Source organism: Bacillus sp. HSf4 (assembly GCF_029537375.1).
Classification (GTDB): domain Bacteria; phylum Bacillota; class Bacilli; order Bacillales; family Bacillaceae; genus Bacillus; species Bacillus sonorensis_A.
This window is the reverse complement of the sequence record NZ_CP120679.1, coordinates 3953439-3980023: the sequence shown is the minus strand read 5'-3', so window position 1 is coordinate 3980023 and position 26585 is coordinate 3953439. Positions and strand designations below refer to the sequence as shown.

At 47.1% G+C, this 26585-nt stretch carries 29 protein-coding genes; 27 read left to right on the top strand and 2 right to left on the bottom strand.

What is annotated here, in order from left to right; translation table 11 throughout:
• Positions 1-183: 183 nt before the first annotated feature.
• The 7 genes from P3X63_RS20575 to P3X63_RS20545 all read left to right on the top strand — a co-directional run bounded on the left by P3X63_RS20575 (position 184) and on the right by P3X63_RS20545 (position 8355).
• Positions 184-1473: a UDP-N-acetylglucosamine 1-carboxyvinyltransferase gene (locus tag P3X63_RS20575; RefSeq protein WP_026589108.1), complete on the top strand. Its 1290-nt coding sequence runs from the start codon at positions 184-186 to the stop codon at positions 1471-1473.
• A 66-nt stretch (positions 1474-1539) separates the two neighbouring features.
• Positions 1540-2505, top strand: a complete 966-nt coding sequence (gene glpX / locus P3X63_RS20570) for a class II fructose-bisphosphatase (protein WP_026589107.1) — start codon at positions 1540-1542, stop codon at positions 2503-2505.
• Positions 2506-2949: 444 nt separating this feature from the next.
• Entirely contained in the window at positions 2950-4233 is a 1284-nt protein-coding gene (rho, locus tag P3X63_RS20565; RefSeq protein WP_026589106.1) for a transcription termination factor Rho, read from the top strand.
• A 125-nt stretch (positions 4234-4358) separates the two neighbouring features.
• Complete coding sequence (rpmE, locus tag P3X63_RS20560; protein ID WP_026589105.1) at positions 4359-4559, top strand: 50S ribosomal protein L31; 201 nt, start codon at positions 4359-4361, stop codon at positions 4557-4559.
• An 80-nt stretch (positions 4560-4639) separates the two neighbouring features.
• Positions 4640-5224: a thymidine kinase gene (locus P3X63_RS20555; RefSeq protein ID WP_026589104.1), complete on the top strand. Its 585-nt coding sequence runs from the start codon at positions 4640-4642 to the stop codon at positions 5222-5224.
• A gap of 311 nt (positions 5225-5535) precedes the next feature.
• Positions 5536-7239: an oxaloacetate-decarboxylating malate dehydrogenase gene (malS, locus tag P3X63_RS20550; RefSeq protein ID WP_277691827.1), complete on the top strand. Its 1704-nt coding sequence runs from the start codon at positions 5536-5538 to the stop codon at positions 7237-7239.
• A gap of 159 nt (positions 7240-7398) precedes the next feature.
• On the top strand, positions 7399-8355 hold the full coding sequence (locus tag P3X63_RS20545) for an AEC family transporter (RefSeq protein ID WP_026589102.1): 957 nt from the start codon (positions 7399-7401) through the stop codon (positions 8353-8355).
• A 49-nt stretch (positions 8356-8404) separates the two neighbouring features.
• On the opposite strand, the gene racA is transcribed toward P3X63_RS20545, so the two are convergent.
• Together racA and gloA2 are read right to left on the bottom strand one after the other, a co-directional pair.
• Positions 8405-8956, bottom strand: a complete 552-nt coding sequence (racA, locus tag P3X63_RS20540; protein WP_026589101.1) for a chromosome-anchoring protein RacA — start codon at positions 8954-8956, stop codon at positions 8405-8407.
• A gap of 124 nt (positions 8957-9080) precedes the next feature.
• The gene (gloA2, locus tag P3X63_RS20535; RefSeq protein WP_277691824.1) at positions 9081-9464 is read right to left on the bottom strand and encodes an SMU1112c/YaeR family gloxylase I-like metalloprotein; all 384 of its coding nucleotides are present in this window, start codon (positions 9462-9464) and stop codon (positions 9081-9083) included.
• A gap of 122 nt (positions 9465-9586) precedes the next feature.
• On the opposite strand from gloA2, the gene prfA reads away from it, so the two are divergent.
• From prfA to P3X63_RS20435, 20 genes are all read left to right on the top strand, one after another.
• Positions 9587-10657 (top strand): peptide chain release factor 1, encoded by a 1071-nt coding sequence (gene prfA, locus P3X63_RS20530; RefSeq protein WP_026589099.1) that lies wholly within the window; start codon positions 9587-9589, stop codon positions 10655-10657.
• 1 nt (position 10658) lies between these two features.
• Complete coding sequence (prmC, locus tag P3X63_RS20525; protein WP_277691822.1) at positions 10659-11528, top strand: peptide chain release factor N(5)-glutamine methyltransferase; 870 nt, start codon at positions 10659-10661, stop codon at positions 11526-11528.
• A 150-nt stretch (positions 11529-11678) separates the two neighbouring features.
• Entirely contained in the window at positions 11679-12326 is a 648-nt protein-coding gene (spoIIR, locus tag P3X63_RS20520) for a stage II sporulation protein R (RefSeq protein WP_026589097.1), read from the top strand.
• A 311-nt stretch (positions 12327-12637) separates the two neighbouring features.
• On the top strand, positions 12638-13084 hold the full coding sequence (locus tag P3X63_RS20515; RefSeq protein WP_026589096.1) for a GNAT family N-acetyltransferase: 447 nt from the start codon (positions 12638-12640) through the stop codon (positions 13082-13084).
• Between the two features lie 154 nt (positions 13085-13238).
• A complete protein-coding gene (locus P3X63_RS20510) occupies positions 13239-14282 on the top strand; it encodes an L-threonylcarbamoyladenylate synthase (protein WP_409444365.1) in 1044 nt (347 codons plus the stop codon).
• A gap of 79 nt (positions 14283-14361) precedes the next feature.
• Positions 14362-14922 (top strand): manganese efflux pump MntP, encoded by a 561-nt coding sequence (locus tag P3X63_RS20505; RefSeq protein WP_026589094.1) that lies wholly within the window; start codon positions 14362-14364, stop codon positions 14920-14922.
• Positions 14923-15071: 149 nt separating this feature from the next.
• Complete coding sequence (locus P3X63_RS20500) at positions 15072-15524, top strand: low molecular weight protein arginine phosphatase (protein WP_026589093.1); 453 nt, start codon at positions 15072-15074, stop codon at positions 15522-15524.
• 122 nt (positions 15525-15646) lie between these two features.
• On the top strand, positions 15647-16096 hold the full coding sequence (rpiB, locus tag P3X63_RS20495) for a ribose 5-phosphate isomerase B (RefSeq protein ID WP_026589092.1): 450 nt from the start codon (positions 15647-15649) through the stop codon (positions 16094-16096).
• 15 nt (positions 16097-16111) lie between these two features.
• Positions 16112-16654 (top strand): TIGR01440 family protein, encoded by a 543-nt coding sequence (locus P3X63_RS20490; protein ID WP_026589091.1) that lies wholly within the window; start codon positions 16112-16114, stop codon positions 16652-16654.
• 215 nt (positions 16655-16869) lie between these two features.
• Complete coding sequence (gene glyA / locus P3X63_RS20485) at positions 16870-18117, top strand: serine hydroxymethyltransferase (protein WP_026589090.1); 1248 nt, start codon at positions 16870-16872, stop codon at positions 18115-18117.
• A gap of 141 nt (positions 18118-18258) precedes the next feature.
• A complete protein-coding gene (gene upp / locus P3X63_RS20480; protein ID WP_026589089.1) occupies positions 18259-18888 on the top strand; it encodes a uracil phosphoribosyltransferase in 630 nt (209 codons plus the stop codon).
• 400 nt (positions 18889-19288) lie between these two features.
• Entirely contained in the window at positions 19289-19672 is a 384-nt protein-coding gene (locus tag P3X63_RS20475; protein ID WP_077736147.1) for an ATP synthase subunit I, read from the top strand.
• A gap of 7 nt (positions 19673-19679) precedes the next feature.
• Positions 19680-20414 (top strand): F0F1 ATP synthase subunit A, encoded by a 735-nt coding sequence (gene atpB / locus P3X63_RS20470; protein ID WP_026589087.1) that lies wholly within the window; start codon positions 19680-19682, stop codon positions 20412-20414.
• Between the two features lie 46 nt (positions 20415-20460).
• The gene (gene atpE / locus P3X63_RS20465; RefSeq protein ID WP_003186014.1) at positions 20461-20673 is read left to right on the top strand and encodes a F0F1 ATP synthase subunit C; all 213 of its coding nucleotides are present in this window, start codon (positions 20461-20463) and stop codon (positions 20671-20673) included.
• 169 nt (positions 20674-20842) lie between these two features.
• Positions 20843-21361 carry a F0F1 ATP synthase subunit B gene (atpF, locus tag P3X63_RS20460; protein WP_026589086.1) on the top strand — a complete coding sequence of 173 codons (519 nt, stop codon included), beginning with the start codon at positions 20843-20845 and terminating at the stop codon, positions 21359-21361.
• The gene (locus P3X63_RS20455; protein ID WP_026589085.1) at positions 21358-21912 is read left to right on the top strand and encodes a F0F1 ATP synthase subunit delta; all 555 of its coding nucleotides are present in this window, start codon (positions 21358-21360) and stop codon (positions 21910-21912) included. Before atpF ends, P3X63_RS20455 begins: the two co-directional genes overlap by 4 nt.
• 7 nt (positions 21913-21919) lie before the next feature.
• Positions 21920-23428, top strand: coding sequence for a F0F1 ATP synthase subunit alpha (gene atpA, locus P3X63_RS20450; protein WP_026589084.1), 1509 nt, complete (start codon positions 21920-21922; stop codon positions 23426-23428).
• An 88-nt stretch (positions 23429-23516) separates the two neighbouring features.
• A complete protein-coding gene (gene atpG, locus P3X63_RS20445; protein WP_026589083.1) occupies positions 23517-24371 on the top strand; it encodes an ATP synthase F1 subunit gamma in 855 nt (284 codons plus the stop codon).
• A 25-nt stretch (positions 24372-24396) separates the two neighbouring features.
• Positions 24397-25818 carry a F0F1 ATP synthase subunit beta gene (gene atpD / locus P3X63_RS20440; protein ID WP_026589082.1) on the top strand — a complete coding sequence of 474 codons (1422 nt, stop codon included), beginning with the start codon at positions 24397-24399 and terminating at the stop codon, positions 25816-25818.
• Positions 25819-25841: 23 nt separating this feature from the next.
• A complete protein-coding gene (locus P3X63_RS20435; RefSeq protein WP_026589081.1) occupies positions 25842-26237 on the top strand; it encodes a F0F1 ATP synthase subunit epsilon in 396 nt (131 codons plus the stop codon).
• Positions 26238-26585: the final 348 nt, after the last annotated feature.

The window sequence follows — 26585 nt, the reverse complement described above, 5'->3', positions numbered from 1 at the left end:
CTTGTGAAGAGAAATGAATGTTTTGGAAATGCCGCAGACAGCTTCGCTATTTTCTTCCTGATAAATTTTGAAATGTGTTGTATTCTTTCTCTTTTAATTGGATAGATTTTGATATGAACCGTTTATTTTGAGTTCTCTTTTTTTACGCTCCATTAGCTATCTTCTTTAAGGAAGGAGACGATCATGGAAAAGTTAAATATAGCTGGCGGCGATCCTCTCAACGGGACAGTACATATAAGCGGAGCTAAAAACAGTGCTGTCGCTTTGATACCTGCAACGATTTTGGCTGAATCGACGGTTACTCTTGAAGGTCTTCCCGATATTTCGGACATTTTGACGCTGCGCGACCTGCTGAGGGAGATCGGCGGAAATGTTCATTTTGAAAATGGAGAAATGGTCGTTGATCCTGCGCCGATGATCAGCATGCCTTTGCCGAATGGAAAAGTGAAGCAGCTCCGGGCTTCTTACTATTTAATGGGAGCCATGCTCGGCCGCTTTAAAAAAGCGGTTATTGGACTTCCAGGCGGCTGCCACCTCGGTCCGAGACCGATTGACCAGCATATCAAAGGTTTTGAAGCGCTGGGAGCCGAAGTGACAAATGAACAGGGTGCGATTTATCTGCGTGCAGAGGAATTAAAAGGGGCACGCATTTATCTTGATGTCGTCAGTGTTGGAGCAACGATCAACATTATGCTTGCCGCCGTACTCGCAAAAGGCAGAACCGTAATTGAAAACGCTGCGAAGGAACCGGAAATCATCGATGTCGCCACACTTTTAACGAGCATGGGTGCGAAAATCAAAGGCGCGGGCACTGACGTCATCCGCATCGAAGGCGTTGAGTCCCTGCACGGCTGCAGACACTCGATTATTCCAGACCGGATTGAAGCCGGAACCTTCATGATCGCAGCGGCCTCCATGGGTCAGGAAGTCCTGATCGACAACGTGATACCGACACACTTAGAATCGCTGATAGCCAAGCTGCGCGAGATGGGAATTCGGATCGAAGAAAGCAGCGACCAAATTTTGATGATCGGCGGACAGAAGGAGCTGAAGCCGGTCGACCTCAAGACGCTTGTATATCCGGGTTTTCCAACTGATCTGCAGCAGCCGATGACCTCGCTTCTCACAAAGGCAAACGGGACGAGCGTTGTCACGGACACGATCTATTCCGCCCGCTTTAAACATATCGATGAGCTGCGGCGCATGGGTGCATCGATGAAAGTCGAAGGGAGATCGGCAATCATCACCGGACCTGTTCAACTTCAAGGCGCCAAAGTGAAAGCGAGCGATTTGAGAGCGGGAGCCTGCCTCGTTGTTGCCGGGCTCATGGCGGAAGGAGTTACGGAAATTACCGGTCTTGAACATCTTGACAGAGGATACAGCAAGCTTGAAGACAAGCTCACAAACCTCGGCGCCACCGTCTGGCGTGAAAAATTGACAGACCAGGAAATGGAACAGCTGCAAAATTCCTAGTGAACAAGCTTTTCAATATCAATCATAAAACCGATTTGCAAATGGGGAGAGGAGATTAGGATAGGAATGGAAAGAAGTTTATCAATGGAACTCGTACGTGTGACAGAGGCGGCTGCGCTTAAGTCGGCACGCTGGATGGGAAGAGGAAAAAAAGACGAAGCGGATGACGCGGCGACAAGCGCTATGCGGGATGTGTTCGACACCATACCGATGAAGGGAACAGTTGTGATCGGGGAAGGTGAGATGGATGAAGCTCCGATGCTCTATATCGGAGAAAAGCTTGGAAACGGTTATGGTCCGCGGGTAGATGTGGCAGTCGATCCTCTTGAAGGTACAAACATCGTCGCAAGCGGCGGCTGGAATGCACTTGCCGTTATCGCTGTGGCGGATCACGGAAACCTGCTGAATGCGCCTGACATGTATATGGATAAAATCGCCGTCGGTCCGGAAGCTGTCGGATGCATCGATATTGAGGCGCCTGTGATCGACAACTTGAAAGCCGTGGCCAAAGCAAAAAATAAAGATGTCGAAGATGTCGTCGCAACCGTTTTGAACCGTTCCAGACATGAGCGCATCATCCACGAACTCCGGGAAGCGGGCGCAAGGATCAAGCTGATCAATGATGGTGATGTAGCCGGAGCAATCAATACAGCCTTCGACCACACAGGAGTCGATATTTTATTCGGATCAGGCGGAGCCCCGGAGGGTGTTTTGTCCGCTGTGGCGCTGAAAGCGCTTGGGGGGGAAATTCATGGCAAGCTGCTTCCGCAGAGCGAAGAAGAGTTGAAGCGCTGTGAAAAAATGGGTCTTGATACCGGGAAAGTGCTGCGGATGGAAGACCTCGTCAAAGGGGACGACGCGATTTTCGCCGCCACCGGTGTGACGGACGGAGAACTGCTTCGCGGCGTTCAATTTAAAGGTTCTGTCGGGACAACACACAGTATTGTCATGAGGGCGAAGTCCGGTACGGTCCGATTTGTTGACGGAAGACACAGCCTTAAGAAAAAACCAAACTTAGTGATTCGGCCTTAAAGGAAAGAAAAAGCGGGGATGACCCGCTTTTCCCCTGTATGTAACAGCCTTATGAATTGAACAGATGGCATGACTCTGGTACAATTGCAGACGGCTTGCTTCTCCATGACATGCTCCAGGCGCGCTTTTCAAAACAAAGTCATCTCTATCAATTTTATGTCAAATCACAAATGAAGTTGAATATGAATGTCAAATGAGGTAAAAATAAAGAGTGCTGCGAAATTTTTCAGCTCAATCCCGGTTTCTTAAAGGAGAGCCTGAATTCCTGCCGCATCCATCAGATATGCGATTATCTTCTCTTGTTAAGTCCTCGCTTCTTTCTCGACTTGCTTATAATCCTTTTCAATACGTCGATATATATTGGGTGGAAGCGTAGCCGATAAAAGCTGAATCGGCGGTACCAATCCGTTTACATTATTTGATTAGAAAAGAGTGGTGTTCTTAGTGAAAGATGTATCCATTTCATCTTTGGAAAATATGAAATTAAAAGAGCTGTATGAGCTTGCACGTCACTATAAAGTCTCGTATTACAGCAAACTGACAAAAAAGGAACTGATCTTTGCCATTCTGAAAGCGAATGCCGAACAAGAGGATCTTCTCTTTATGGAAGGTGTTTTGGAAATCATCCAGTCCGAAGGATTCGGCTTTCTTAGACCGATTAACTATTCCCCAAGTTCAGAGGATATCTATATTTCTGCTTCCCAAATCCGCCGTTTTGATTTGAGAAACGGTGATAAAGTTTCCGGAAAGGTCCGGCCTCCAAAGGAAAACGAACGGTATTACGGTCTGCTTCATGTGGAAGCAGTGAACGGAGATGACCCGGAATCGGCAAAAGAACGTGTGCACTTTCCGGCTTTAACGCCTCTTTATCCAGACCGCCAAATGGTGCTTGAAACGAAGCCAAATTACTTGTCGACACGGATCATGGACATGATGGCGCCGGTTGGCTTTGGACAGCGCGGTTTGATTGTCGCCCCTCCAAAAGCAGGTAAAACGATGCTTCTCAAAGAGATCGCCAACAGCATTACAGCCAATCACCCGGAAGCGGAGCTGATCGTCCTTCTGATCGATGAGCGTCCTGAAGAAGTGACGGACATCGAACGATCTGTAGCTGGAGACGTCGTCAGCTCGACTTTTGATGAAGTGCCTGAGAACCATATAAAAGTGGCCGAGCTTGTGCTGGAGCGGGCGATGAGGCTCGTCGAGCATAAAAAAGACGTCATCATTTTAATGGACAGCATCACAAGGCTGGCCCGCGCCTATAACCTGGTCATTCCGCCAAGCGGCAGAACATTGTCCGGAGGGATCGATCCCGGCGCATTCCACCGTCCGAAACGGTTCTTTGGAGCGGCCCGAAACATTGAAGAGGGCGGAAGTTTGACGATATTGGCAACCGCTCTTGTCGATACGGGGTCCCGCATGGACGATGTAATCTATGAAGAGTTTAAAGGAACCGGCAACATGGAGCTGCATCTTGACCGTTCTCTTGCGGAAAGAAGAATTTTTCCTGCCATTGATATTCGCCGTTCGGGTACGAGAAAAGAAGAGCTCCTTGTTCCGAAAGAACATCTTGACCGCCTCTGGTCCATCCGCAAAACAATGTCCGACACACCGGATTTTGTTGAGAAATTTATGAGAAAGATGAAGAAGACGAAAACAAATCAGGAATTCTTCGATATGTTGATCCAGGAATGGAAGCAGTCCAACGTGTCGGCTGCGAGACGGTAATTTAACTTTGGTTTGCAAAACGTCCGGATCACTGTTATAATTCTATCATGTGCGTTCCGGAGGTTTTGTCCCGGAATAATAACTCTGTTTCCGAAACGGATTCAGGGCGGAAGGAGATGACAGACATGAAAACAGGAATTCATCCTGAGTTCAAAAAAGCAACAGTCAAATGCGCTTGTGGAAACGAATTTGAAACAGGCTCAGTCAAAGAAGAGGTACGCGTTGAGATTTGCTCTGAATGCCATCCGTTCTACACTGGACGCCAAAAATTCGCTTCTGCTGATGGTCGTGTTGATCGCTTTAACAAAAAATACGGTCTTAAGTAATAATAGATATGATAAACAGGCAGGAATCGTTCTTGCCTGTTTTTTACATGCAATCAATTGCTGGAGAGGGGTTATAGATGATGTACGTCATGAAGCAAAGCGGCTGGCTTGAACTCATATGCGGGAGCATGTTTTCGGGAAAATCGGAAGAGCTGATCCGCCGGGTGAAAAGGGCGACATTCGCCAAACAGGAAGTCAAAGTGTTTAAGCCGGCCATAGATAATCGTTACAGCAATGATTCTGTCGTATCCCATAATGGGACATCCATTGTGTGCCATGCGATCACATCTCCGGCTGAAATTTATCAGTACATAAGCGTTAACACGGATGTGATCGGCGTTGATGAAGTGCAGTTTTTTGACGAAACGATCGTCCGCACGCTAACCGCTCTGGCTGATCAGGGATATCGGGTCATTGCCGCAGGGCTTGACCAGGATTTTCGCGGGGAACCGTTCGGCGTCGTTCCGGATCTGATGGCTTTAGCGGAAACGGTGACCAAGCTGCAAGCGGTATGTTCTGTCTGCGGTTCCCCGGCCAGCCGGACGCAGAGGCTGATCAACGGAAAACCGGCCTCATATGATGATCCGGTCATTTTGGTAGGCGCATCAGAAACGTATGAAGCACGCTGCCGTCATCACCATGAGGTGCCTGGAAAACCTGAATAAAATGAAGCAAAAACACTTGGTAAAAACAAGTGTTTTTTTTATTGGATTCTTTTTGTAGAAATAATTGTAATTAAAAAACTTAATTAAGGATACGAAAAAATTATCTAATTTTCATTGCTTGAATTTTGGCAAGAGCAGGCATAAAATGACTTACTGTAGTCAGAAAAAATGTAAATAGGTTTTGGGTATTGTTCAGATTTTTGTCAAAAACGCGCGTACATATTTGACAAAGTTAAAAGAAAGAAAACAATGTTTCATCATTAATCGTAATTATTTCACCTTATTAACATTTTAGAAAGAAGGTAATTAGTGTGAATAACATGAAAAAAACGAAGGAAGGATATCTGGAAACTTCTTTAAGAGGAAAAGATGTTTTATCGATTCCTGCTTTAAATAAAGGGGTGGCATTTTCTCTTGAAGAGAGAAAGAATCTCGGACTTGAAGGGCTTCTGCCGCCGACCGTTTTAAGCCTCGATCAGCAGGCAGAACGTGCATATGAACAATTTTCCGCCCAGCCTGACCGTCTTCGTCAAAACGTATATTTAAACGATCTGCAAAACAGAAACGAAGTGCTTTTTTATAAATTGCTGCAAAATCATCTTCGTGAAATGCTTCCTGTTGTTTACACGCCGACTGTCGGTGAAGCGATTCAGGAATACAGCCACGAGTACCGCAGACCGCATGGGATCTACTTATCTATTGATGATATCGCGGGAATCGAAACAGCGTTTCAAAATCTCCAGGCATCAGCAGACGACATTGATCTGATCGTTGCTACCGATTCCGAAAGCATTCTGGGAATCGGTGACTGGGGTGTCGGGGGCATCAACATCGCGATTGGAAAGCTGGCAGTTTATACGGCCGCAGCAGGCATTGACCCAAGCCGCGTGATTCCGGTTGTCCTGGATGTCGGAACAAACAATGAAAAGCTTCTGAATGATCCGCTTTACATCGGAAACCGTCATCCTCGTGTTCAAGGCGAGCGCTATGATGCATTCATCGACGCTTATGTTGAGACGGCATTGAAATATTTCCCTAAAGCGCTTCTTCACTGGGAGGATTTTGGGAATAAAAACGCCCGTAACATTATGGGTAAATATAACCATAAAATTGCAACGTTTAATGATGATATCCAAGGAACAGGAGCGATCACGCTTGCGGCGATTTTAGCAGCTGTTAAAAAGACAGGAACATCGTTAAAAGATCACCGCGTCGTTATCTTCGGCCCTGGTTCAGCGGGAATTGGCATCGCCGATCAAATCCGCGACACGATGGTTCTTGAAGGGCTGTCTGAAGAAGAAGCAAACAAAGCGTTCTGGACAGTCGATTACAGAGGTTTGCTGATGGAAGGCATGGACAATATTCTCGATTTCCAAACACCTTATCTGCGCGGTACAGAAGAAGTGAAAGACTGGAACCGCAATGAAAAAGGGGAGATTTCTTTCGAAGAAGTCGTCCGCCAAGTGAAACCTTCTATTTTAATCGGAACATCAGGTGTCTCCGGCGCCTTTACAGAAGAAATCGTCAAAGAGATGGCGGCTCACACGGAACGCCCGGTTATTTTACCGATGTCCAACCCGACTACATTAGCTGAAGCCGTCCCTGAAGACTTGTTTAAATGGACGGATGGAAAAGCCTTAGTCGCGACGGGAAGTCCGTTCGAACCTGTTGTCTACAATGGAGTAGAGCATGAAATCGGACAATCCAACAACGCTTTCGTCTTCCCGGGATTGGGACTTGGCACAATCGTTTCACAAGCAAAAGTGATCACAAACGGAATGTTTGCTGCCTCTGCAAACGCGGTTGCCGATATGGTTGACCATGATCAGCCGGGTGCAGGGCTCCTTCCGAAAATCGATGATCTTCAAGCCGTGTCTGTACAAGTCGCAATTGATGTAGTCAAAGCAGCGATTAAAGACGGTGTCGCCCGCGTTCAGCCGGATAATGTCGAAAAAGCGGTGCGTGAAGCGATGTGGCGTCCGGAATACCAAACCGTTGTCGCAAAACGCGACTAATCTTGAAGACTGGGAAAATAATAAAAAAACGTCTGTGGCCGCACTCAGAGGCGGCCGTCACTAACCGGAATTTTGGGATCGGCGGCTTGATTTGAACGATCCGTCAAAGCCGCCGTTATTATGTCCTGAAAATAGGACGACATAGAGGAGGAAACAGCTTTGAGCTTTTTAAATATTTTAATCCTCCTTGCGCCAATATTTTTTGTTATTGCGCTGGGATGGTTTGCAGGTCATTTTGGTAGTTATGATGCTAAATCAGCAAAAGGGGTAAGCACACTCGTTACAAAATACGCGCTTCCGGCTCACTTTGTGTCCAGCATCTTGTCAACACCCAAGGATAAGTTTTATAGTCAAATTCCGCTAATGGTATCGTTGATTCTCGGAATTGTAGGGTTTTACGTTATTATTTTACTTCTTTTAAGATTTTTATTTAAATACGATCTAACAAATGCATCCATGTTTTCATTAAACTCTGCACAGCCGACTTTTGCGTTTATGGGGATTCCGGTGCTCGGAAGCTTGTTCGGTGCCCAGGAAATTGCGATTCCGATTGCGATTACAGGAATCGTCGTCAATGCGATGCTCGATCCTTTGGCCATCATTGTAGGTACTGTCGGCCGCTCATCTAAAAAGGAATCCGAAAACAGCGACAGCCTGTGGAAAGTAACGGGAAAATCCATTTTACACGGCTTGTCTGAGCCGCTTGCTTTTGCGCCGCTCGCAAGTATTATCCTTGTGCTATTCGGTTTGCAAATCCCTGAACTTCCGCAGAAAATGCTTGATATGATTGGTAACACGACATCTGGAATCGCTCTTTTCGCGGTCGGGGTGACCGTCGGAATCCGCCAAATCAAATTCAGCATGCCGGCTTTAAGCATCGCCCTTCTCAAGGTTGCGGCACAGCCAGCATTAATGTTTGTGATCGCCATGGCGGTCGGCCTGTCTTCTGCCGACTTGACAATAGCGGTTCTGCTTGTTGCCTTCCCAGGCTCTGCAGTGGCGGCCATGATCGCTACGAACTTTGAAAGCCAGGAAGCGGAAACGGCGTCTGCGTTTGTCATCAGTGCGGTGCTGTCCATCGTGACACTGCCGATATTAATTGCCATCACCGCATAGAAAAAAAGCTTGCAAGTGCTCATTCGTGCACCTTGCAAGCTTTTTTCATTTAAAAAGAAAAGATCGATTTAAATTTTCTTTTCGGTTTTTCTTCCCTTCTGACCGTTGACTCTGTGTCGCTTTTTCTGCTTTCCAACTCGCTGATTTTTTGCTCAAGGTGTTTAATTTGCTGCCGTTCTTCTTCCAGTTCGCGTCTTTGCTGAAGGAGCTGGTAGGAGACGACTTCGTCCGCTTTTTGTTCGAGCTTCCTTTCCAGATCGGCAATTTTTTTCTGAAGCAGCTCGCGTTCCAGCTGTTCATGGTGCAGCAGCTGCTGCACTCTTTTCTCAATCCATGCGTTCAAATGGTCCGGCGCTTTCGGTTGAACCGTTTCGTTTTTCTTGATCACATAGGCTTTTTTCTGCCGTTCAACCGTGACCTCTTTTATAGGTGTTCCGTTTTGCAGCTGTTCCTTGACTTCTTTTAAAATGGCGAAGTCGTCATCTGTGAAAAAGTAGTGGCCGAGTTCGTTCCGGGAAGCGGGCAATTGCAGCTGCTTCACCCAGCGCTGCACCGTTTTAGTGGAGACGCCGAGCTTGTTTGCTGCATCAGTTGTATTCATTTTAGCTACCTCCTTTTAACGATTATCAGATCATGTAAAAGGGATATTCGACCCGGATCAAAAGCTTCCTTCCTGTTAGACAAAAGAAGAAGGGATTCGCCAAAGAAAGCGATATTTCTCCAGGCTATCCTTCATACAGCTCCAAAGGCAGGCCGTCGGGATCAAAGAAAAAGGTAAAGCGTTTTCCGGTGCCGGGATCGATGCGAACCGGCTCCAGCCGGATGCCTTTTTCCTGAAGCTTGCCGACGGTTTGCTCCAGGTTGTTAACTTTAAAAGCCAAATGGCGGAGGCCGGCTGCTTCCGGCCTTGTGACGCGCTTCAGCGGGTTTGGGAACGAAAACAGCTCAATGACGTAGCGGCCGTGAAGCGAGAGATCGAGTTTATACGAATCCCGGTCTTCCCTGTAGGTTTCGGAGATGATCTCAAGGCCGAGCTTGTCGACATAGAATGTTTTGGATGCTTTATAATCTGAACAGATGATCGCAATGTGGTGGATCGCTTCAAGCATGGCGGCAGACTCCTTTTTTCTTAAAAGTATACCAAAAATCGCCATCTCTCAAGTTGTTTTGACTGGGAACAGTCCCTATACTATAATTAGAATGTTACGCACAGCAAACAGAGGTGAAGACCGTGTTAGACCGTTTAAAATCGATAGAAGATCGGTACGAAAAATTAAATGAGCTTTTAAGTGATCCTGAGGTGGTCAACGATCCGAAAAAGCTCAGAGAATATTCCAAAGAGCAATCTGATATACAGGAAACAGTTGAAGTATATAGACGTTACCGGAGCGCTTCGGAGCAGTTGAATGATGCAAAGGCGATGCTGGATGAAAAGCTTGATGCCGATATGCGCGAAATGGTCAAAGAGGAGATTTCTGAACTGCAGGAAGAAATCGAGTCGCTGACAGAGCAGCTGAAGATCTTGCTGATACCAAAAGATCCGAACGACGATAAAAACGTCATTATGGAAATCCGCGGGGCTGCCGGCGGTGAAGAGGCGGCTTTGTTCGCCGGAAACCTTTACCGGATGTACAGCCGCTATGCTGAGCTGCAGGGCTGGAAAACAGAAGTGATGGAAGCCAGTACAACGGGTACGGGCGGCTATAAAGAGATCATTTTTATGATCACTGGAAACGGTGCATATTCAAGGATGAAATACGAGAACGGTGCGCACCGCGTGCAGCGCGTGCCTGAGACGGAATCAGGCGGGCGCATCCATACGTCGACGGCGACGGTCGCCTGTCTTCCTGAAGCCGAAGAAGTCGAAATCGACATCCATGAGAAAGATATTCGCGTCGATACGTTCGCCTCAAGCGGTCCGGGGGGGCAAAGCGTCAACACGACGATGTCCGCCGTACGTCTGACTCACCTTCCGACAGGTGTTGTCGTGTCATGCCAGGATGAGAAATCGCAGATTAAAAACAAAGAAAAAGCCATGAAGGTTTTGCGGGCGAGGATTTATGATAAGTTTCAGCAGGAAGCACAGGCTGAATATGATCAAAACCGGAAATCAGCCGTCGGTACAGGTGACCGCTCTGAACGAATCCGGACGTATAACTTTCCGCAAAACCGCGTGACAGATCACCGGATCGGCTTAACGATCCAAAAGCTCGACCAAATACTTGAGGGCAAGCTTGACGAGGTCATTGACGCGCTGATTGTCGAAGATCAGGCAAGCAAGCTTCAGCAGGCGGAGAGCTAAAATGAAAACGATTTTCGAAGCCCTTCACTGGGCTTCTTCTTATTTAGCCGAAGCGGGAAGAGACCGAAACGCCGCTGAAATCTTGCTGATGAACCAGCTTAAAATCGAACGGAGCAAGCTGTTGGCAAGCTTCCATGATCCGATGTCCGACACCGATTTTCAAGCATTTAAAAACTCTGTTGAGCGGCATCATTCCGGTGTTCCTGTTCAATATATCACAGGAAAAGAATGGTTTTACGGACGGGAATTTTCGGTTAATGAACATGTGCTGATTCCGCGCCCTGAAACCGAAGAAGTCGTGGAAACCGTCCTGGTCATGGCGAATGACGTCTTTCCCGGAAAGAACAGCCTTGAAGCGGTCGATGTCGGTACGGGGAGCGGAGCGATCGCCGTCACCCTTGCGCTTGAGAGTGAGCGGTTTTCCGTTACGGCCACAGATATTTCTGAACAAGCGTTGAAAACAGCGGCGAATAATGCAGACAAGCTTGGAGCGAAAGTGGATTTCATCAGCGGTGATTTGCTGAAACCGCTGATTGCGCAAAACAAAAAAGCCGATGTTATTGTTTCGAATCCTCCTTATATATCAGAAGAAGAAATGCGGACGCTGTCTGAAGTTGTCCGGCTAAACGAGCCTGTCGGCGCCTTGACGGACGGAGCTGACGGCTTGCGGTTTTATCATCGTTTTATGAAGGAGCTGCCAGAGGTGATGGCGGATAAAGCGCTGATTGTGTTCGAAATCGGCTGGTCTCAAGGGAACGCCGTCCTGGATATGTTTCATCAGTTTTTTCCGCAAGCGGAGGTTCAGGTCAAGAAGGATCTGAATGGAAAAGACCGCATCGTCTCCGCAGTTGTCGAATATGGCGGCCGGTAAGAACAGCCTTGGTTTCAGGCTGTTCTTTTTGTTTATCCGTTTAGATTAAAAGCTTAATAGATTTTTTTGCATGAATCCGTTTAAACCGTTTCGTCTTTGACCATAATGTGGCTAGAAAAGGATGAAGAACGGAGAGGAACGGTGGGAAAAATGAAGAAATCATCTATGGCTTGTTTATATATATTTCTGTTAATGATAGGCGCGATTGCCAACCTGACGACAGAGGAGACGGCTAAATCGTCCAACGGTGAGCCGGCGGTTATTCCGGATGAAGCAATTCGCTTGCGGATCTTGGCGAACAGCGACAGCGAGAGCGACCAAAACCTCAAACGGCAAATCAGAGACGAGGTCAATCAAGAAATCACAAACTGGGTGGAAGATCTGACTTCAATTCAGCAAGCGAGACAAGTGATTCGATCAAAACTCCCTGAAATTAAAGACATCGCAAACGATGTCATGAAACGGGAGAATGCCGAACAGTCCGTAGCCGTCCGTTTTGACAAAGTCTCCTTCCCGACAAAGCTTTACGGAAACATGGTGTATCCAGCTGGAGAATATGAGGCTGTGTTGATTACATTGGGAGATGGAGAGGGAGCCAATTGGTGGTGTGTTCTGTTTCCGCCGCTTTGCTTTTTGGACTTTTCGAACGGGGAAGCCGTTCAATCGCCTGAAGAAGACGAGCAGACAAAGGAAAAACCAGCTGAAACCGATGAAGTCGCTTCTTCAGACGAACAAAAAGAAGAAGACAAAGAAGTGAAATTCTTTCTCGTAGAATGGTTTACAGGACTGTTCTCATGAGCGGCCAAGCGGGTATTTGCAATGCTGCTCGTCATCCGATGTTTTAATAGGTTTGGCGGGTGGTTATTCATGTGTGTGCAATATGATATAATTTTCCAAAACGGCGGGTAGCACCATTTGTAAGACGCGACAGAAGCGTATGAACGAATGCTAGAAAAATATGAACAACAGCGGATATCTTGATGTGGATATTCCGATGGTTCTGCTAATCGAAATGGAAATAGGGGTAGCCGGGTTTCTTCCAAATCAAAAGGTATATTTTACTGTCGCCCTCATAGATTGAAGAGAGAAGCTAAAAACGGGGTGAAAAGATGTTCTACCAATTGAGGTTAGCGGAAGCAAAAGACATACATGCCATTGAAGCGTTTTTAAGAGAAGCTGGGACAAGCCATAAAGGAATTGACGAAAAGAAAAGTCAGTTTATTATGATGGAGAATCCTCCAAATAAAATCGTCGCCTGCCTTGGGATGGAGGAAATGGAAAATGAAAAAGGGCTTTTGCGTTCGCTCGTCGTATCTGACAAGCTCAATCAAGGCCATATCGTCTCTCTGTTTCAGGGCATGCAGGTGTTGTGTGAAAAACGGGGGATTCATACATTATATTTAGTCGCTAACAATCGAAAATCGATGGATTTTCTTGAAGTCATGGGATTCAAGCAAGCAGAAGTCGTCCCGGAAGAACTTTGTCAATCGGAACACATCTCAGATTCACTCAAAGTAAATGGAGCCGTTTTAATGGTGAAAACGCCGATTTCTTAATTGATTTATACACAGAGATATCCACGTTTTCAAAAGCGTTATCCACAAAATGTGGACAACGCTTGTTTTCTTTTCTCTCATCTTTTATACTTTCAACAGGATTTACATGTATTTTTAACGTTTTTAGTGTTTTGTTAAGGGAGTTTTGATGTTGATGAATACAATGTTATGGACTGTGGATGCAAAAGGGGATTTGTCCACAAACTATCCACAAATTACACAAGCTGCCCGGCTGCTCCAGCAGAATGAAACGGTCGCTTTTCCGACGGAGACCGTTTACGGGCTTGGCGCAAACGCGAAAAGCACCGAGGCTGTCGCTAAAATATATGAAGCAAAAGGGCGTCCGAGCGACAATCCCCTTATTGTCCACATTGCGGATATCCAGCAGCTTGAAGAATTTGCAGAGGTGGATTCTTCTCAGGCTTCAGCCCTTATGGAGCGTTTTTGGCCTGGTCCGCTGACGCTCGTTTTGCCATGCAAACAAGGCGTGTTATCCACAAGGGTGACAGCAGGGCTTGACACGGTGGCGGTCAGAATGCCCGATCATCCGGTGGCGCTTGCGTTGATTAAAGAAGCGGGCGTTCCTGTCGCTGCTCCGAGTGCGAATGTATCCGGCAAACCGAGTCCGACGAAAGCCGCGCATGTCATCCACGATTTGAACGGACGGATTGCGGGGATTGTCGACGGCGGGCCCACCGGTGTAGGGGTGGAATCAACCGTCGTGTCCTGTACAGGAGACATTCCGGTTATTTTAAGACCGGGCGGTGTAACAAAAGAACAGCTCGAAGCCGCGGCCGGCACCGTACTCATTGATCAGGGGATCACAGATGAAGAAAAGGCACCATTGTCTCCCGGGATGAAGTACACTCATTATGCTCCGGAAGCACCGCTTGCGATCGTAAACGGCACTCCGGAAGAGATCCAGCGGCTGATCGGGCAATATCAGAAAGACGGAATGAAGGTCGGGGTTCTCACCACAGAAGAACGGGCAGGCGCTTACCGGGCGGATGCCGTCCGCATCTGCGGCAGAAGAGACCGCTTGGAAACCGTTGCTGCCGGTCTGTATGATGCTCTCCGAAGCTTCGATGAAGAAAAACTCGATTACATTTTCGCGGAGTCTTTTCCTGAGGAAGGCGTGGGACGAGCGGTGATGAATCGACTGCTAAAAGCGGCGGGACATCGCGTGATCGAGGTGTAAGAAGCCCTTTCTAAACTGTTCTATCCCGCTTTGGACGTGCATAAGCTAGAAAAGCTGGCTTTGTCCAAGGGGGAATCTCATGAATGTAGACGTGTTGATCGGCGAAATCCTGACGCTGAGTATCATGGCCTTTGCACTTGGCATGGATGCTTTTTCAGTGGGACTTGGAATGGGGATGGCCAAGCTGAGAAGAAGTCAAATTTTCCAAATAGGCGTGATCATTGGGCTGTTTCATGTCATTATGCCGCTTGGCGGAATGATTGCAGGGCAGTTTCTGTCCGATGCGCTAGGTGTGCTTGCGGGATATATCGGCGGAGCGCTTTTATTGGTGCTCGGCATTCAGATGATTGCTGCCTCCTTTCATAAAGACGGGGGGCAGATGATGTCTCCGCAAGGTTTCGGCTTATTCATTTTTGCCGTCGGCGTCAGTCTTGACAGCTTTTCGGTCGGCCTCAGCCTCGGACTCTACGGGTCAAAACCGTTTTTAACCATTTGCTTGTTTGGGTTGTTCAGCATGGTTTTAACATGGGCGGGGCTTATGCTCGGAAAAAAAGTTCAATCATGGCTCGGTGCTTACAGCGAAGCGCTTGGCGGCGCGATTTTACTTAGTTTTGGGCTGAAACTGATCCTGCCCATTTAAGTCGGAGATGTGCAAGGTGTCTTTCGTGATGCCATAGAATAATGAAAACACGGAAAAAAAGAGGGGGTATCCCCTCTTTTTGATTTCTGAAGCGGATTTTATTATTTTTCGGGCAAATCCTTTATAATAAAAGAAAGGAGTGAACGACATTGAATATTTTATTTGTCTGTACAGGAAACACATGCCGCAGTCCGATGGCTGAAGCGCTCTTTAAATCTGCGGCTTCCCAAAAAAACCTGGACGTCTCCGTCAAATCTGCCGGACTGTTTGCTCCTGAAAACGGAAAAGCTTCTTTATATGCAGTCGAAGCCCTGTTTGAAAAGAATATCGCCCTGAACCATTCATCGGCTAGGCTGTCGCGGGAAAAGGTCGAATGGGCTGATCTTGTGCTGACGATGACAGAGCAGCATAAGCTTTTGGCAAGGCAGGAATATTCCGGGAGCAAAGATAAAATCTTTACGCTGAAGGAGTATATAAAAGGGGAAACCGGCGATATCGCCGATCCGTTTGGCGGCTCGCTCAGCGACTATCAAAAAACAAGGGATGAACTAGAGGGGTTATTGAAAAAACTGGCGGAAAAGCTGTCCGCAGGAGAACAGTAGAAAGCTGCTGAAGCGGTTGCAATCGAAGCGGCAGCGGGTACAATAGACTTAACCTGAAAAAGTAGTCAGAGATGCTATCAAAAAGACTCTTGGCGACACACAATACAAGGAGGAGTCATTCCATGAAAGTAATCATTGCTTCAGATCACGGCGGAGTCAACATCAGACAGGAAATTATCTCTTTAATGGACGAATTGAACATTGAATATGAAGATTTAGGGTGTGAATGCGGTTCAGGATCTGTGGATTATCCGGATTATGCTTTTCCGGTCGCGCAAAAAGTCGCAAACGGGGAAGCGGACAGAGGCATTCTAATTTGCGGAACCGGAATCGGCATGAGCATTTCAGCCAATAAAGTGAAAGGGATTCGCTGCGCTCTTGTGCACGATGTGTTCAGTGCGAAAATGACGAGAGAGCACAATGACGCAAATGTTTTGGCGATGGGTGAAAGGGTGATCGGACCGGGATTGGCCCGCGAGATTGCGAAGGTTTGGCTGACGACGGAGTTTTCGGCGGGGCGCCATGCCGTTCGCATCGGGAAAATCGCCGACTATGAAAACACACATGAATAAAGGAAGTCATGTATCATGAAAAATCTTGAACAGACGTGGCGTTCTATGTTGGAAGAGTTTCATCAAGAAGCGGGTTTGCATGACGGCCAAATAGTCGTCATCGGATGCAGCACAAGCGAGGTGGCCGGCAGACATATCGGCACTTCCGGAAGCGAGGACATCGCTAGGGTGATTTACAATGGCCTTGAAGAGCTAAAGAAAAAAACGGGCGCGGTGCTCGCTTTTCAGTGCTGTGAACATTTGAACAGGGCATTGGTCGTTGAAGAAGAGACCGCCGCCGCCCATCGCCTGCCGATTGTTTTTGCCGTACCTGTTCCGAAAGCGGGAGGCTCGATGGCTTCATATGCTTATAAACATATGAAGGCTCCGGTGCTCGTTGAACAAATAGAGGCTGACGCGGGGATCGATATAGGAGACACGTTCATCGGCATGCATTTAAAGCCTGTGGCCGTTCCCGTCCGCGTCTCGGAGAAGCAGCTCGGCGAGGCGCATGTGACGCTTGCGCGAACAAGGCCAAAATTGATTGGCGGAGTGCGGGCCGTGTATGAAGCAGATTAAAGGAGAAAGCCGGCAATCCGGCTTTTTCTTTTTTGAAATAATATTTTCAAAAAGTGATATATCGAATAATACGAATCGATTAATCTTTTAATATTCGGATTTGGTAAAAATAAAAAACGATTTTTAAAAATAATCCCTTACATTTGCATGAAAAACCGTGTACAATGAGATGGTATAATTAACGAAATGGAAACAGATAGGAGAGGATCTCGCTGATGAAACATTTACCTGCGCAAGATGAACAAGTTTTTCGCGCCATTCAAGATGAGCGGAAACGTCAACAGTCGAAGATTGAGCTGATTGCTTCCGAAAACTTTGTAAGCGAAGCTGTGATGGAAGCGCAAGGCTCCGTCTTAACAAATAAATATGCAGAAGGTTATCCCGGAAAACGCTACTATGGCGGCTGCGAATATGTAGATGTCGCCGAGGACATCGCAAGAGACCGTGCAAAGCAAATTTTCGGCGCAGAGCATGTGAATGTTCAGCCTCATTCCGGTGCGCAAGCGAACATGGCCGTGTATTTCACCATTTTGGAGCACGGAGACACCGTGCTGGGAATGAACCTTGCCCACGGCGGACATTTGACGCACGGAAGCCCTGTTAACTTCAGCGGTGTTCAATACAACTTTGTGGAATACGGCGTTGATAGAGAAACGCAATATATCGACTATGAAGATGTCCGCGAAAAAGCGCTTAAACATAAGCCGAAGCTCATCGTAGCCGGAGCGAGCGCATACCCGCGCACAATCGATTTTAAAAAGTTCCGTGAAATCGCTGACGAAGTCGGCGCGTATGTGATGGTCGACATGGCGCATATCGCCGGTCTTGTGGCTGCAGGTCTTCACCCGAATCCTGTTCCTTATTCTGACTTTGTGACAACGACTACCCATAAAACTCTGCGCGGACCGCGCGGCGGTATGATTCTTTGCCGTGAAGAGTTTGCGAAGAAAATCGATAAATCGATCTTCCCGGGTATTCAAGGAGGCCCGCTGATGCACGTCATCGCGGCAAAAGCTGTTTCCTTCGGTGAAGCTTTAAAAGACGAGTTCAAGACATATGCACAAAACGTGATCGACAACGCGAAACGCCTGGCTGAAACGCTGGCTAAAGAAGGCATTCAGCTTGTCTCAGGCGGAACAGACAACCACCTTGTACTTGTTGATTTGCGCTCTCTCGGCATCACTGGAAAAATCGCCGAAAATGTACTTGACGAAGTCGGAATCACCGTCAACAAAAACGCGATTCCGTATGATCCGGAAAAACCGTTCGTAACAAGCGGAATCCGCGTTGGTACAGCGGCGGTCACAAGCCGGGGCTTTGATCTGGAAGCGATCGAAGAAGTAGGAGCGATCATCGCGCTTGCTCTGAAAAACCATGAAGATCAGGCGAAGCTTGAAGAAGCGAAACAGCGCGTAGAAGCTTTGACAGACCGATTCCCTCTATATACTGAATTGGATTACTAAGATAAACCAGGCCGCTCCTCTGAAGGGAGCGGTTTTTTGTCATTAATTTGTAGCGGGATTTTTGTTGAAACCTGTTGAGATTTTATGTAGAATCAATAGAAGTGTGAAAAAAAGACCGTCTAAAAGGAGCTGAAACCGGATATGGGAAAAGTGTATGTGTTTGACCACCCTCTTATACAGCATAAGCTTACATATATCAGGGACGTAAAGACCGGAACGAAGGAGTTCAGGGAGCTTGTCGACGAGGTTGCAACGCTGATGGCTTTTGAAATCACGCGCGATCTTCCGCTTATGGAAGTCGATGTGGAAACGCCTGTTCAAATGGCGAAATCAAGCGTGATCGCCGGTAAAAAACTGGGGGTCGTTCCGATTCTCAGAGCAGGGCTTGGCATGGTGGACGGCATTTTGAAGCTGATCCCTGCGGCAAAAGTCGGCCATGTCGGACTTTACCGTGATCCTGAAACACTGAAGCCTGTTGAGTACTATGTCAAGCTGCCGTCCGATGTGGAAGAACGCGAATTTATCGTTGTCGATCCGATGCTGGCAACAGGGGGTTCGGCGGTTGAGGCGCTGAACAGCTTGAAGAAGCGCGGTGCGAGGAATATCCGTTTCATGTGCCTGATTGCCGCTCCGGAAGGCGTTGACGAAGTTCAGAAGCACCATCCGGACGTTGACATTTACATCGCAGCATTAGATGAAAAACTAAATGAAAAGGGATATATCGTTCCCGGTTTGGGTGATGCCGGTGACCGGATGTTCGGCACGAAATAATCAAAAGAAAATCCTTGAAAAGGGTTTTCTTTTTTTGTGATTTATTCCATAATTAAACATGTGCGTGTCTTAAATAAGGCATAATTGTGAACATTTTGTGAGAAGCTTCCTGATTATGAATAGTTTTTTAACTTTAAACAGATTGACACCTAAAGGGGGCTATTGTATGCTAAAATAGGCTATTATGATAAGGTTTTCATAGCGGTTATCATAATGACCAGTCCTCTGTTAAAATCCTTTGAAAACCCCATGTTGGCAGGCGAAAGACGGAAAACATCCCGCGTGTTTCGGGATGTGTGAAGTCTTGAGCAGAACACATTGTTCTGTGAACTGGTCAAGCCGCCTAGTTTACCGTAATCGTAAGATAGATTTCAAAATTTTTACATCAGGAGAGTATTTGATGACCGATGCGAGTCTTTCATTCCGTAGGCAACAAAAATATATGCTGTATATTTTAGCAGTCTGCGTGTTAGGCTACGGATTTTTGCCATATCAGGCGATTTTTTTAGGCTTGATTACCGGCACTGTGTTCAGCTATCTCAATCTCTGGCTGCTGACAAGAAGAATGCAGGCCTTTGACAAAGCGGTCGCGAAAGGCAAGATGATCCGCTCTCTCGGGACTGCCTCCAGATTGTGCAACGCCATCATCGCGGCGGCCATTGCTTATAAATTTCCTGAATATATTCATTTGGCAGGCGTCATTGTGGGGTTGATGACAATTTACCCTGTCATTATGATAGATTCCTTTATCCAACTAAAACGTTCATCAATGGAAGAGAGGTGAAGACCCTTTGAATCACGAATCTAGAATTGTAGAATTTTTAGGCCTCAATTTTGATTTAACAAGTATTCTAATGATTACTGTGACATGTGTCATCGTCTTTCTGATAGCGGTGCTGACCACAAGAACACTCGCGATCCGTCCGACGAAAGCCCAGAATTTTATGGAATGGATTGTCGATTTTGTTCGCAATATTATCGGCAGCACAATGGACCTTAAGGTTGGCAGAGATTTTCTCGCTCTTGGCGTGACGCTCTTGATGTACATATTTGTCGCAAATATGCTCGGCCTGCCGTTCTCCATTACAGTAGGCCATGAATTATGGTGGAAATCCCCGACAGCCGATCCGGCGGTTACATTAACTCTCGCCGTCATGGTTGTGGCCCTCACTCACTATTACGGAGTGAAAAGAAAAGGGTTGGGGGAGTATACCAAAGATTTCTTCAGACCGATTCCATATCTGGTGCCGCTTAAAATAATAGAAGAGTTTGCGAACACATTGACATTGGGATTGCGTCTTTACGGTAATATTTTCGCCGGCGAAATTTTGCTTGGCCTGCTTGCCGGACTGGCCACAAACTTCTATTCTCAAAATATTTTCCTGGGGCTTGTGGGAACCGTAGGTGCGATTGTGCCGATGATGGTATGGCAGGCGTTCAGCCTGTTCGTAGGTACAATCCAGGCATTCATTTTCACAATGCTGACAATGGTTTACATGTCCCACAAAGTGAGTCATGATCATTAAAAAAAGACATATCCAAATGGATAACAATTAAAGGAGGAACTTTTTCATGAGTTTAATAGCAGCTGCAATCGCAATTGGATTAGGTGCACTTGGTGCAGGTATTGGTAACGGATTGATCGTATCCCGTACGGTGGAAGGAATCGCTCGTCAGCCTGAGGCTGGAAAAGAATTGAGAACCCTTATGTTCATCGGGGTTGCGTTGGTTGAGGCCCTTCCGATTATCGCTGTTGTAATTGCGTTCTTAGCGTTCTTCAGCTAAAAGCGAATATAAAACTGGTAAATGGCGAAGATCACTGCAAGAGGCCTTCGCCATTGCTTTATGATTGCTTGAACTGTCATAATGGCCGGAAGTGCCCCCGTCTGCTTTAGAGGGAAGTGTGCTGCCGGTCCCGGATAGATAATCTGCAAGAAGGGAGTTGGCGTATTCGATGTCTTTTATTCCACAGGTTTTGGGAGCAGGAGTCGGTTTTAACGCGGGAACGATGCTGTTCCAGCTTGTTGCCATGTTGATTTTATTAGCGCTCTTGAAGAAATACGCTTTAGGACCGCTGTTAAATATAATGAAAGAACGTGAAGACTACATCACAGGGGAAATCTCCTCTGCCGAGAAAAAGAATGAAGAAGCGAAAAAGCTCATTGAAGAGCAGCAGGCGCTTTTGAAAGAAGCACGCGAAGAATCCCATTCGCTGATTGAAAATGCGAAAAAGTTGGGTGAACAGCAAAAAGAAGAAATCATCAAGGCTGCGCGTCAGGAAGCGGAACGTATGAAAGAATCTGCAAGAAGCGAGATCGTCAAGGAAAGAGATCAGGCCGTCAGCGCGCTGCGCGAGCAGGTCGCTTCACTTTCTGTCATGATCGCTTCAAAAGTGATCGAAAAAGAACTGGACGAACAAGCCCAGGAAAAATTGATCCAGGATTACCTTAAAGAAGTAGGAGAAAGCCGATGAGTGAATCAGCTGTCTCAAAACGATACGCAGCCGCTCTGTTTGACATTGCGCTTGAATCCAAGCTGGTCGATGAAATAGAAGAAGAGCTGACCGTCATCAGGAAAATCTTTATCGATCATAAAGAACTGAATGCGGTGCTGAGTCATCCGAAAGTGCCGACGGAAAAGAAAAAGCAGGTTTTAAAAGGTGCATTCGGGTCTGTCTCGACTGCAGTGCTGCATACACTTTATCTTCTGGTCGACCGGGCGCGGACGAAGATCATCCCCGAACTCGCGGATGAGTATGTTAAAATGGCAAACCGTTCACGCCAGACGGAAGATGCCATCGTGTATTCTGTAAAACCGCTCAGTGAAGAGGAGATTGCCTCTTTTTCTGAAGTGTTTGCAAAGAAAGCCGGAGCCGCTTCATTGCGCGTCAGAAATGAAGTGAACCCGGATTTGATAGGCGGAGTGAAAATCCGCATTGGAAACCGCATTTTTGACGGCAGTGTAAGCGGAAAGCTTGCCCGGATCGAGCGTCAATTAGCGGGTGAAAATCGAAAGAAGGGGTGAAACCTAAGTGAGCATCAAAGCTGAAGAAATTAGCACTCTTATTAAACAGCAAATTGAAAATTATCAGTCTGAAATAGAAGTTCACGACGTAGGTACGGTGATTCAGGTTGGTGACGGTATCGCACGCGTACACGGCCTTGATAACTGTATGGCAGGTGAGCTTGTTGAATTTTCAAACGGTGTTCTGGGCCTTGCCCAAAACCTGGAAGAATCAAACGTGGGTATCGTTATTTTAGGGCCTTTCAAAGACATCCGCGAAGGCGATGAAGTAAAAAGAACGGGCCGGATCATGGAAGTCCCCGTCGGAGAAGAGCTGCTTGGACGCGTTGTCAATCCGCTCGGCCAGCCTGTCGACGGACTCGGCCCTGTATTAACAAGCAAAACCCGTCCGATCGAAAGTCCGGCACCTGGGGTTATGGATCGTAAATCCGTTCACGAGCCGCTGCAAACGGGAATTAAACCGATCGATGCCTTGATTCCGATCGGCCGCGGCCAGCGTGAGCTGATCATCGGCGACCGTCAAACGGGGAAAACGTCGATTGCGATCGACACGATCCTGAATCAAAAAGATCAGGATATGATTTGTATTTATGTTGCGATCGGTCAGAAAGAATCAACGGTCCGCGGTGTTGTTGAGACGCTTCGCAAACACGGCGCCCTTGACTATACGATCGTTGTGACGGCTTCCGCTTCACAGCCTGCTCCTTTATTGTATCTTGCGCCATATGCAGGGGTTTCGATGGGAGAAGAATTCATGTACAACGGAAAGCACGTTTTGGTTGTATATGATGACCTTTCAAAACAGGCTACGGCATATCGTGAACTGTCCTTGCTTCTTCGCCGCCCTCCAGGCCGTGAAGCATTCCCTGGAGATGTATTCTATCTTCACTCCCGTCTGCTTGAACGCGCCGCAAAACTGAGCGACGCCAAAGGCGGAGGCTCTTTAACGGCATTGCCGTTCGTAGAAACGCAAGCGGGCGACATTTCGGCGTACATTCCGACAAACGTCATCTCGATCACGGACGGTCAAATCTTCCTGCAGTCTGATCTGTTCTTCTCAGGCGTGCGTCCGGCGGTCAACCCAGGATTGTCTGTATCCCGTGTCGGAGGATCTGCGCAGATCAAAGCGATGAAGAAAGTATCAGGTACGCTTCGTCTTGATCTGGCTTCATACCGCGAGCTGGAAGCATTCGCACAGTTCGGATCGGATTTGGATAAAGCGACACAGGCGAAGCTGAACCGCGGAGCCCGTACAGTTGAAGTTCTGAAGCAGGATCTGCATAAACCGCTTCGCGTTGAAAAGCAGGTTGCGATTCTTTATGCCCTCACGAGAGGATTCCTTGATGATATTCCTGTTGAGGACATCAGACGCTTTGAAGAAGAGTTCTTTATGTACCTTGACCAAAACCATAAAGACCTTCTCGATTCAATCGCACAGTCAGGCAACCTTCCTGCAGACGAGGACATGAAGGCTGCAATCGAAGGCTTTAAACGCACGTTTGCACCAAGCAATTAAACAATAAAAGGTGAGAAAAAGAGTGTCTTTTTCTCTCTTTTTCACGTATTTCGAAGCGAATTTGAAAACAAAAAGGTGGTGAAACCTTTTGGCCTCATTACGGGATATTAAATCCAGGATTACTTCAAATAAAAAGACGAGTCAAATCACCAAAGCCCAGCAAATGGTTTCCGCTTCAAAGCTGAACCGGGCTGAGAACAATGCAAAATCGTTCGTTCCTTACATGGAGAAAATGCAGGAAGTCGTTGCGGACATTGCGCTTGGCTACTCCGGGACGCATCCGATGATGACCAGCCGTCCTGTGAAGCGGACCGGCTATCTGGTCATTACATCTGACAGGGGCTTGGCAGGAGCTTTTAATGCAAACGTTCTTCGCAAAGTGTACCAAAGGATTCAGGAGCACCATCAGTCAAAAGATGAGTATGCCGTCATCGCCATCGGCAGGATGGGACGCGATTTCTTTAAAAAACGCGGAATCCCCGTCATCTCTGAAACGACAGGGGTCAAGGATGAAGTTACATTTCCGGAAATCAGGGATTTGGCGAACAGCACGGTACAAATGTTTATCGACGAAACCTTTGATGAACTTTATATGTTCTACAATCACTATGTCAGCGCCATCTCTCAGGAGGTAACAGAGAAGAAGCTGCTGCCTTTAACAGATATTGCGCCAAACAAGAAAAGGACGTCGTTTGAATTTGAACCGGACGAAGAAGAGATTTTGGAAGTGCTCCTTCCTCAATACGCTGAAAGCTTGATTTTTGGTGCGATTCTTGACAGTAAAGCGAGTGAGCATGCCGCAAGAATGACGGCGATGAAAAATGCGACCGACAATGCGAAGGAGCTTATCGCTGATCTTGAACTGTCATACAACCGTGCCCGTCAGGCCGCGATCACACAGGAAATCACGGAAATTGTCGGCGGTGCTGCTGCCTTAGAATAGAAAAAGTTTGTCAGGAGGGATAAAGATGAAAAAAGGACGCGTTAGCCAAGTATTGGGACCGGTCGTAGACGTTCGTTTTGAAGACGGTCACTTACCTGAGATTTATAATGCGATTAAAGTTTCACATAAAGCGCAGAACGAAAATGAAGTAGATATCGAGCTCACCCTTGAAGTTGCGCTTCATTTGGGTGATGATTCCGTTCGGACGATTGCAATGGCTTCTACAGATGGTGTGACCCGCGGGATGGAAGCCATCGATCTGGGAGAGCCGATCTCTGTTCCAGTCGGAAACGCAACACTCGGACGCGTGTTTAACGTACTCGGAGAAAAGATTGATTTGGATGAGCCGATGGCGCCTGATACTCCGAAGGATCCGATTCATAGAGAGGCTCCTAAATTTGACCAGCTGTCAACAGAAGTCGAGATTTTGGAAACGGGTATCAAAGTTGTCGACTTGCTTGCACCATATATTAAAGGCGGAAAGATCGGTCTTTTTGGAGGTGCGGGAGTTGGTAAAACCGTATTGATTCAGGAGCTTATTAACAACATCGCTCAAGAGCACGGCGGTATCTCAGTGTTCGCGGGTGTTGGAGAGCGTACGCGTGAAGGTAATGACCTTTACTATGAAATGAAAGATTCCGGTGTTATCGGGAAAACAGCGATGGTATTCGGACAGATGAACGAGCCGCCTGGCGCGCGGATGCGTGTCGCGCTGACAGGTCTTACAATGGCTGAGCATTTCCGTGATAAAGAAGGCCAGGACGTATTGTTCTTTATCGATAATATCTTCCGGTTCACTCAAGCCGGTTCTGAAGTATCCGCCCTGCTTGGCCGCATGCCGTCAGCGGTTGGTTATCAGCCGACACTGGCGACAGAAATGGGTCAGCTTCAGGAACGGATTACATCAACAAATGTCGGATCTGTTACATCGATTCAGGCGATTTACGTTCCTGCGGATGACTATACTGACCCGGCTCCGGCTACAACGTTCGCTCACTTGGATGCGACGACAAACCTCGAGCGTAAGCTGTCAGAAATGGGGATTTATCCAGCGGTTGACCCGTTGGCTTCGACTTCCCGTGCGCTTGCTCCTGAAATCGTCGGAGAAGAACATTATGAAGTGGCTCGAAGCGTACAGCAAATTTTGCAGCGCTATAAAGAGCTTCAGGATATCATCGCGATTCTCGGAATGGATGAGCTTTCAGACGAGGATAAACTTGTCGTAAGCCGTGCGCGCCGCGTACAATTCTTCCTTTCGCAAAACTTCCACGTAGCTGAACAGTTTACGGGCCAAAAAGGTTCTTACGTTCCTGTCAAGGAAACGGTAAAAGGCTTTAAAGAAATCCTTGAAGGTAAGTATGATCACCTTCCAGAGGACGCTTTCCGTCTTGTCGGCCGAATTGAAGAAGTTGTCGAAAAAGCGAAAGAAATGGGTGTAGAAGTCTAATCTGGTCCTAGGAGGGTAAAAGCATGAAGACCTTAAAAGTCAATATCGTTACTCCCGACGGCCCAGTGTACGATGCGGATATCGAAATGGTAAGCGTTCGAGCAGAGAGCGGTGAGCTTGGTATTTTGCCCGGCCATATTCCGACGGTTGCTCCGCTAAAAATTGCTGCAGTCCGTCTTAAAAAAGACGGTCAAACTGAGCTGGTTGCCGTCAGCGGAGGGATAGTGGAAGTTCGCCCTGACCATGTCACCATTCTGGCCCAGACGGCAGAAACATCTGAACACATTGATAAAGAACGTGCCTTGGCTGCAAAACGGCGTGCCGAGGAACGCTTGCAAAAACAATCTCCAGATGTTGACATTCTTCGGGCAGAGCTAGCTTTAAAACGCGCGATTAATCGGTTGGAAGTAGCAAAATAAAATCCGGACCCTTCCCATATTGAAGTGTGGGACGGGTCCTTTTTTTGCTCAGGAAGCCAGAATAAATGTTGAAAAAAGTTCACAAATTGTTCATCTTTTTGGTTCGAATCTCTCTATAATCAAAATAGTAAGCTATTTTCTCTTCCAGCAAATGAGGAAGTGAGATGCATCCACTGAATCTATTCACTCCTAAAACAAACACCTCAGGCAATAGGGGATCACTACATCTGTGGAAAAAAGTACTATGCACCACCGTATTAACATCAAACATGAAAATTGGTAAAATGATTTGAAATGATCAGCATGATTCCTTATCCTTAAGCAGAAGAGACTAGGATGTGCCGGACG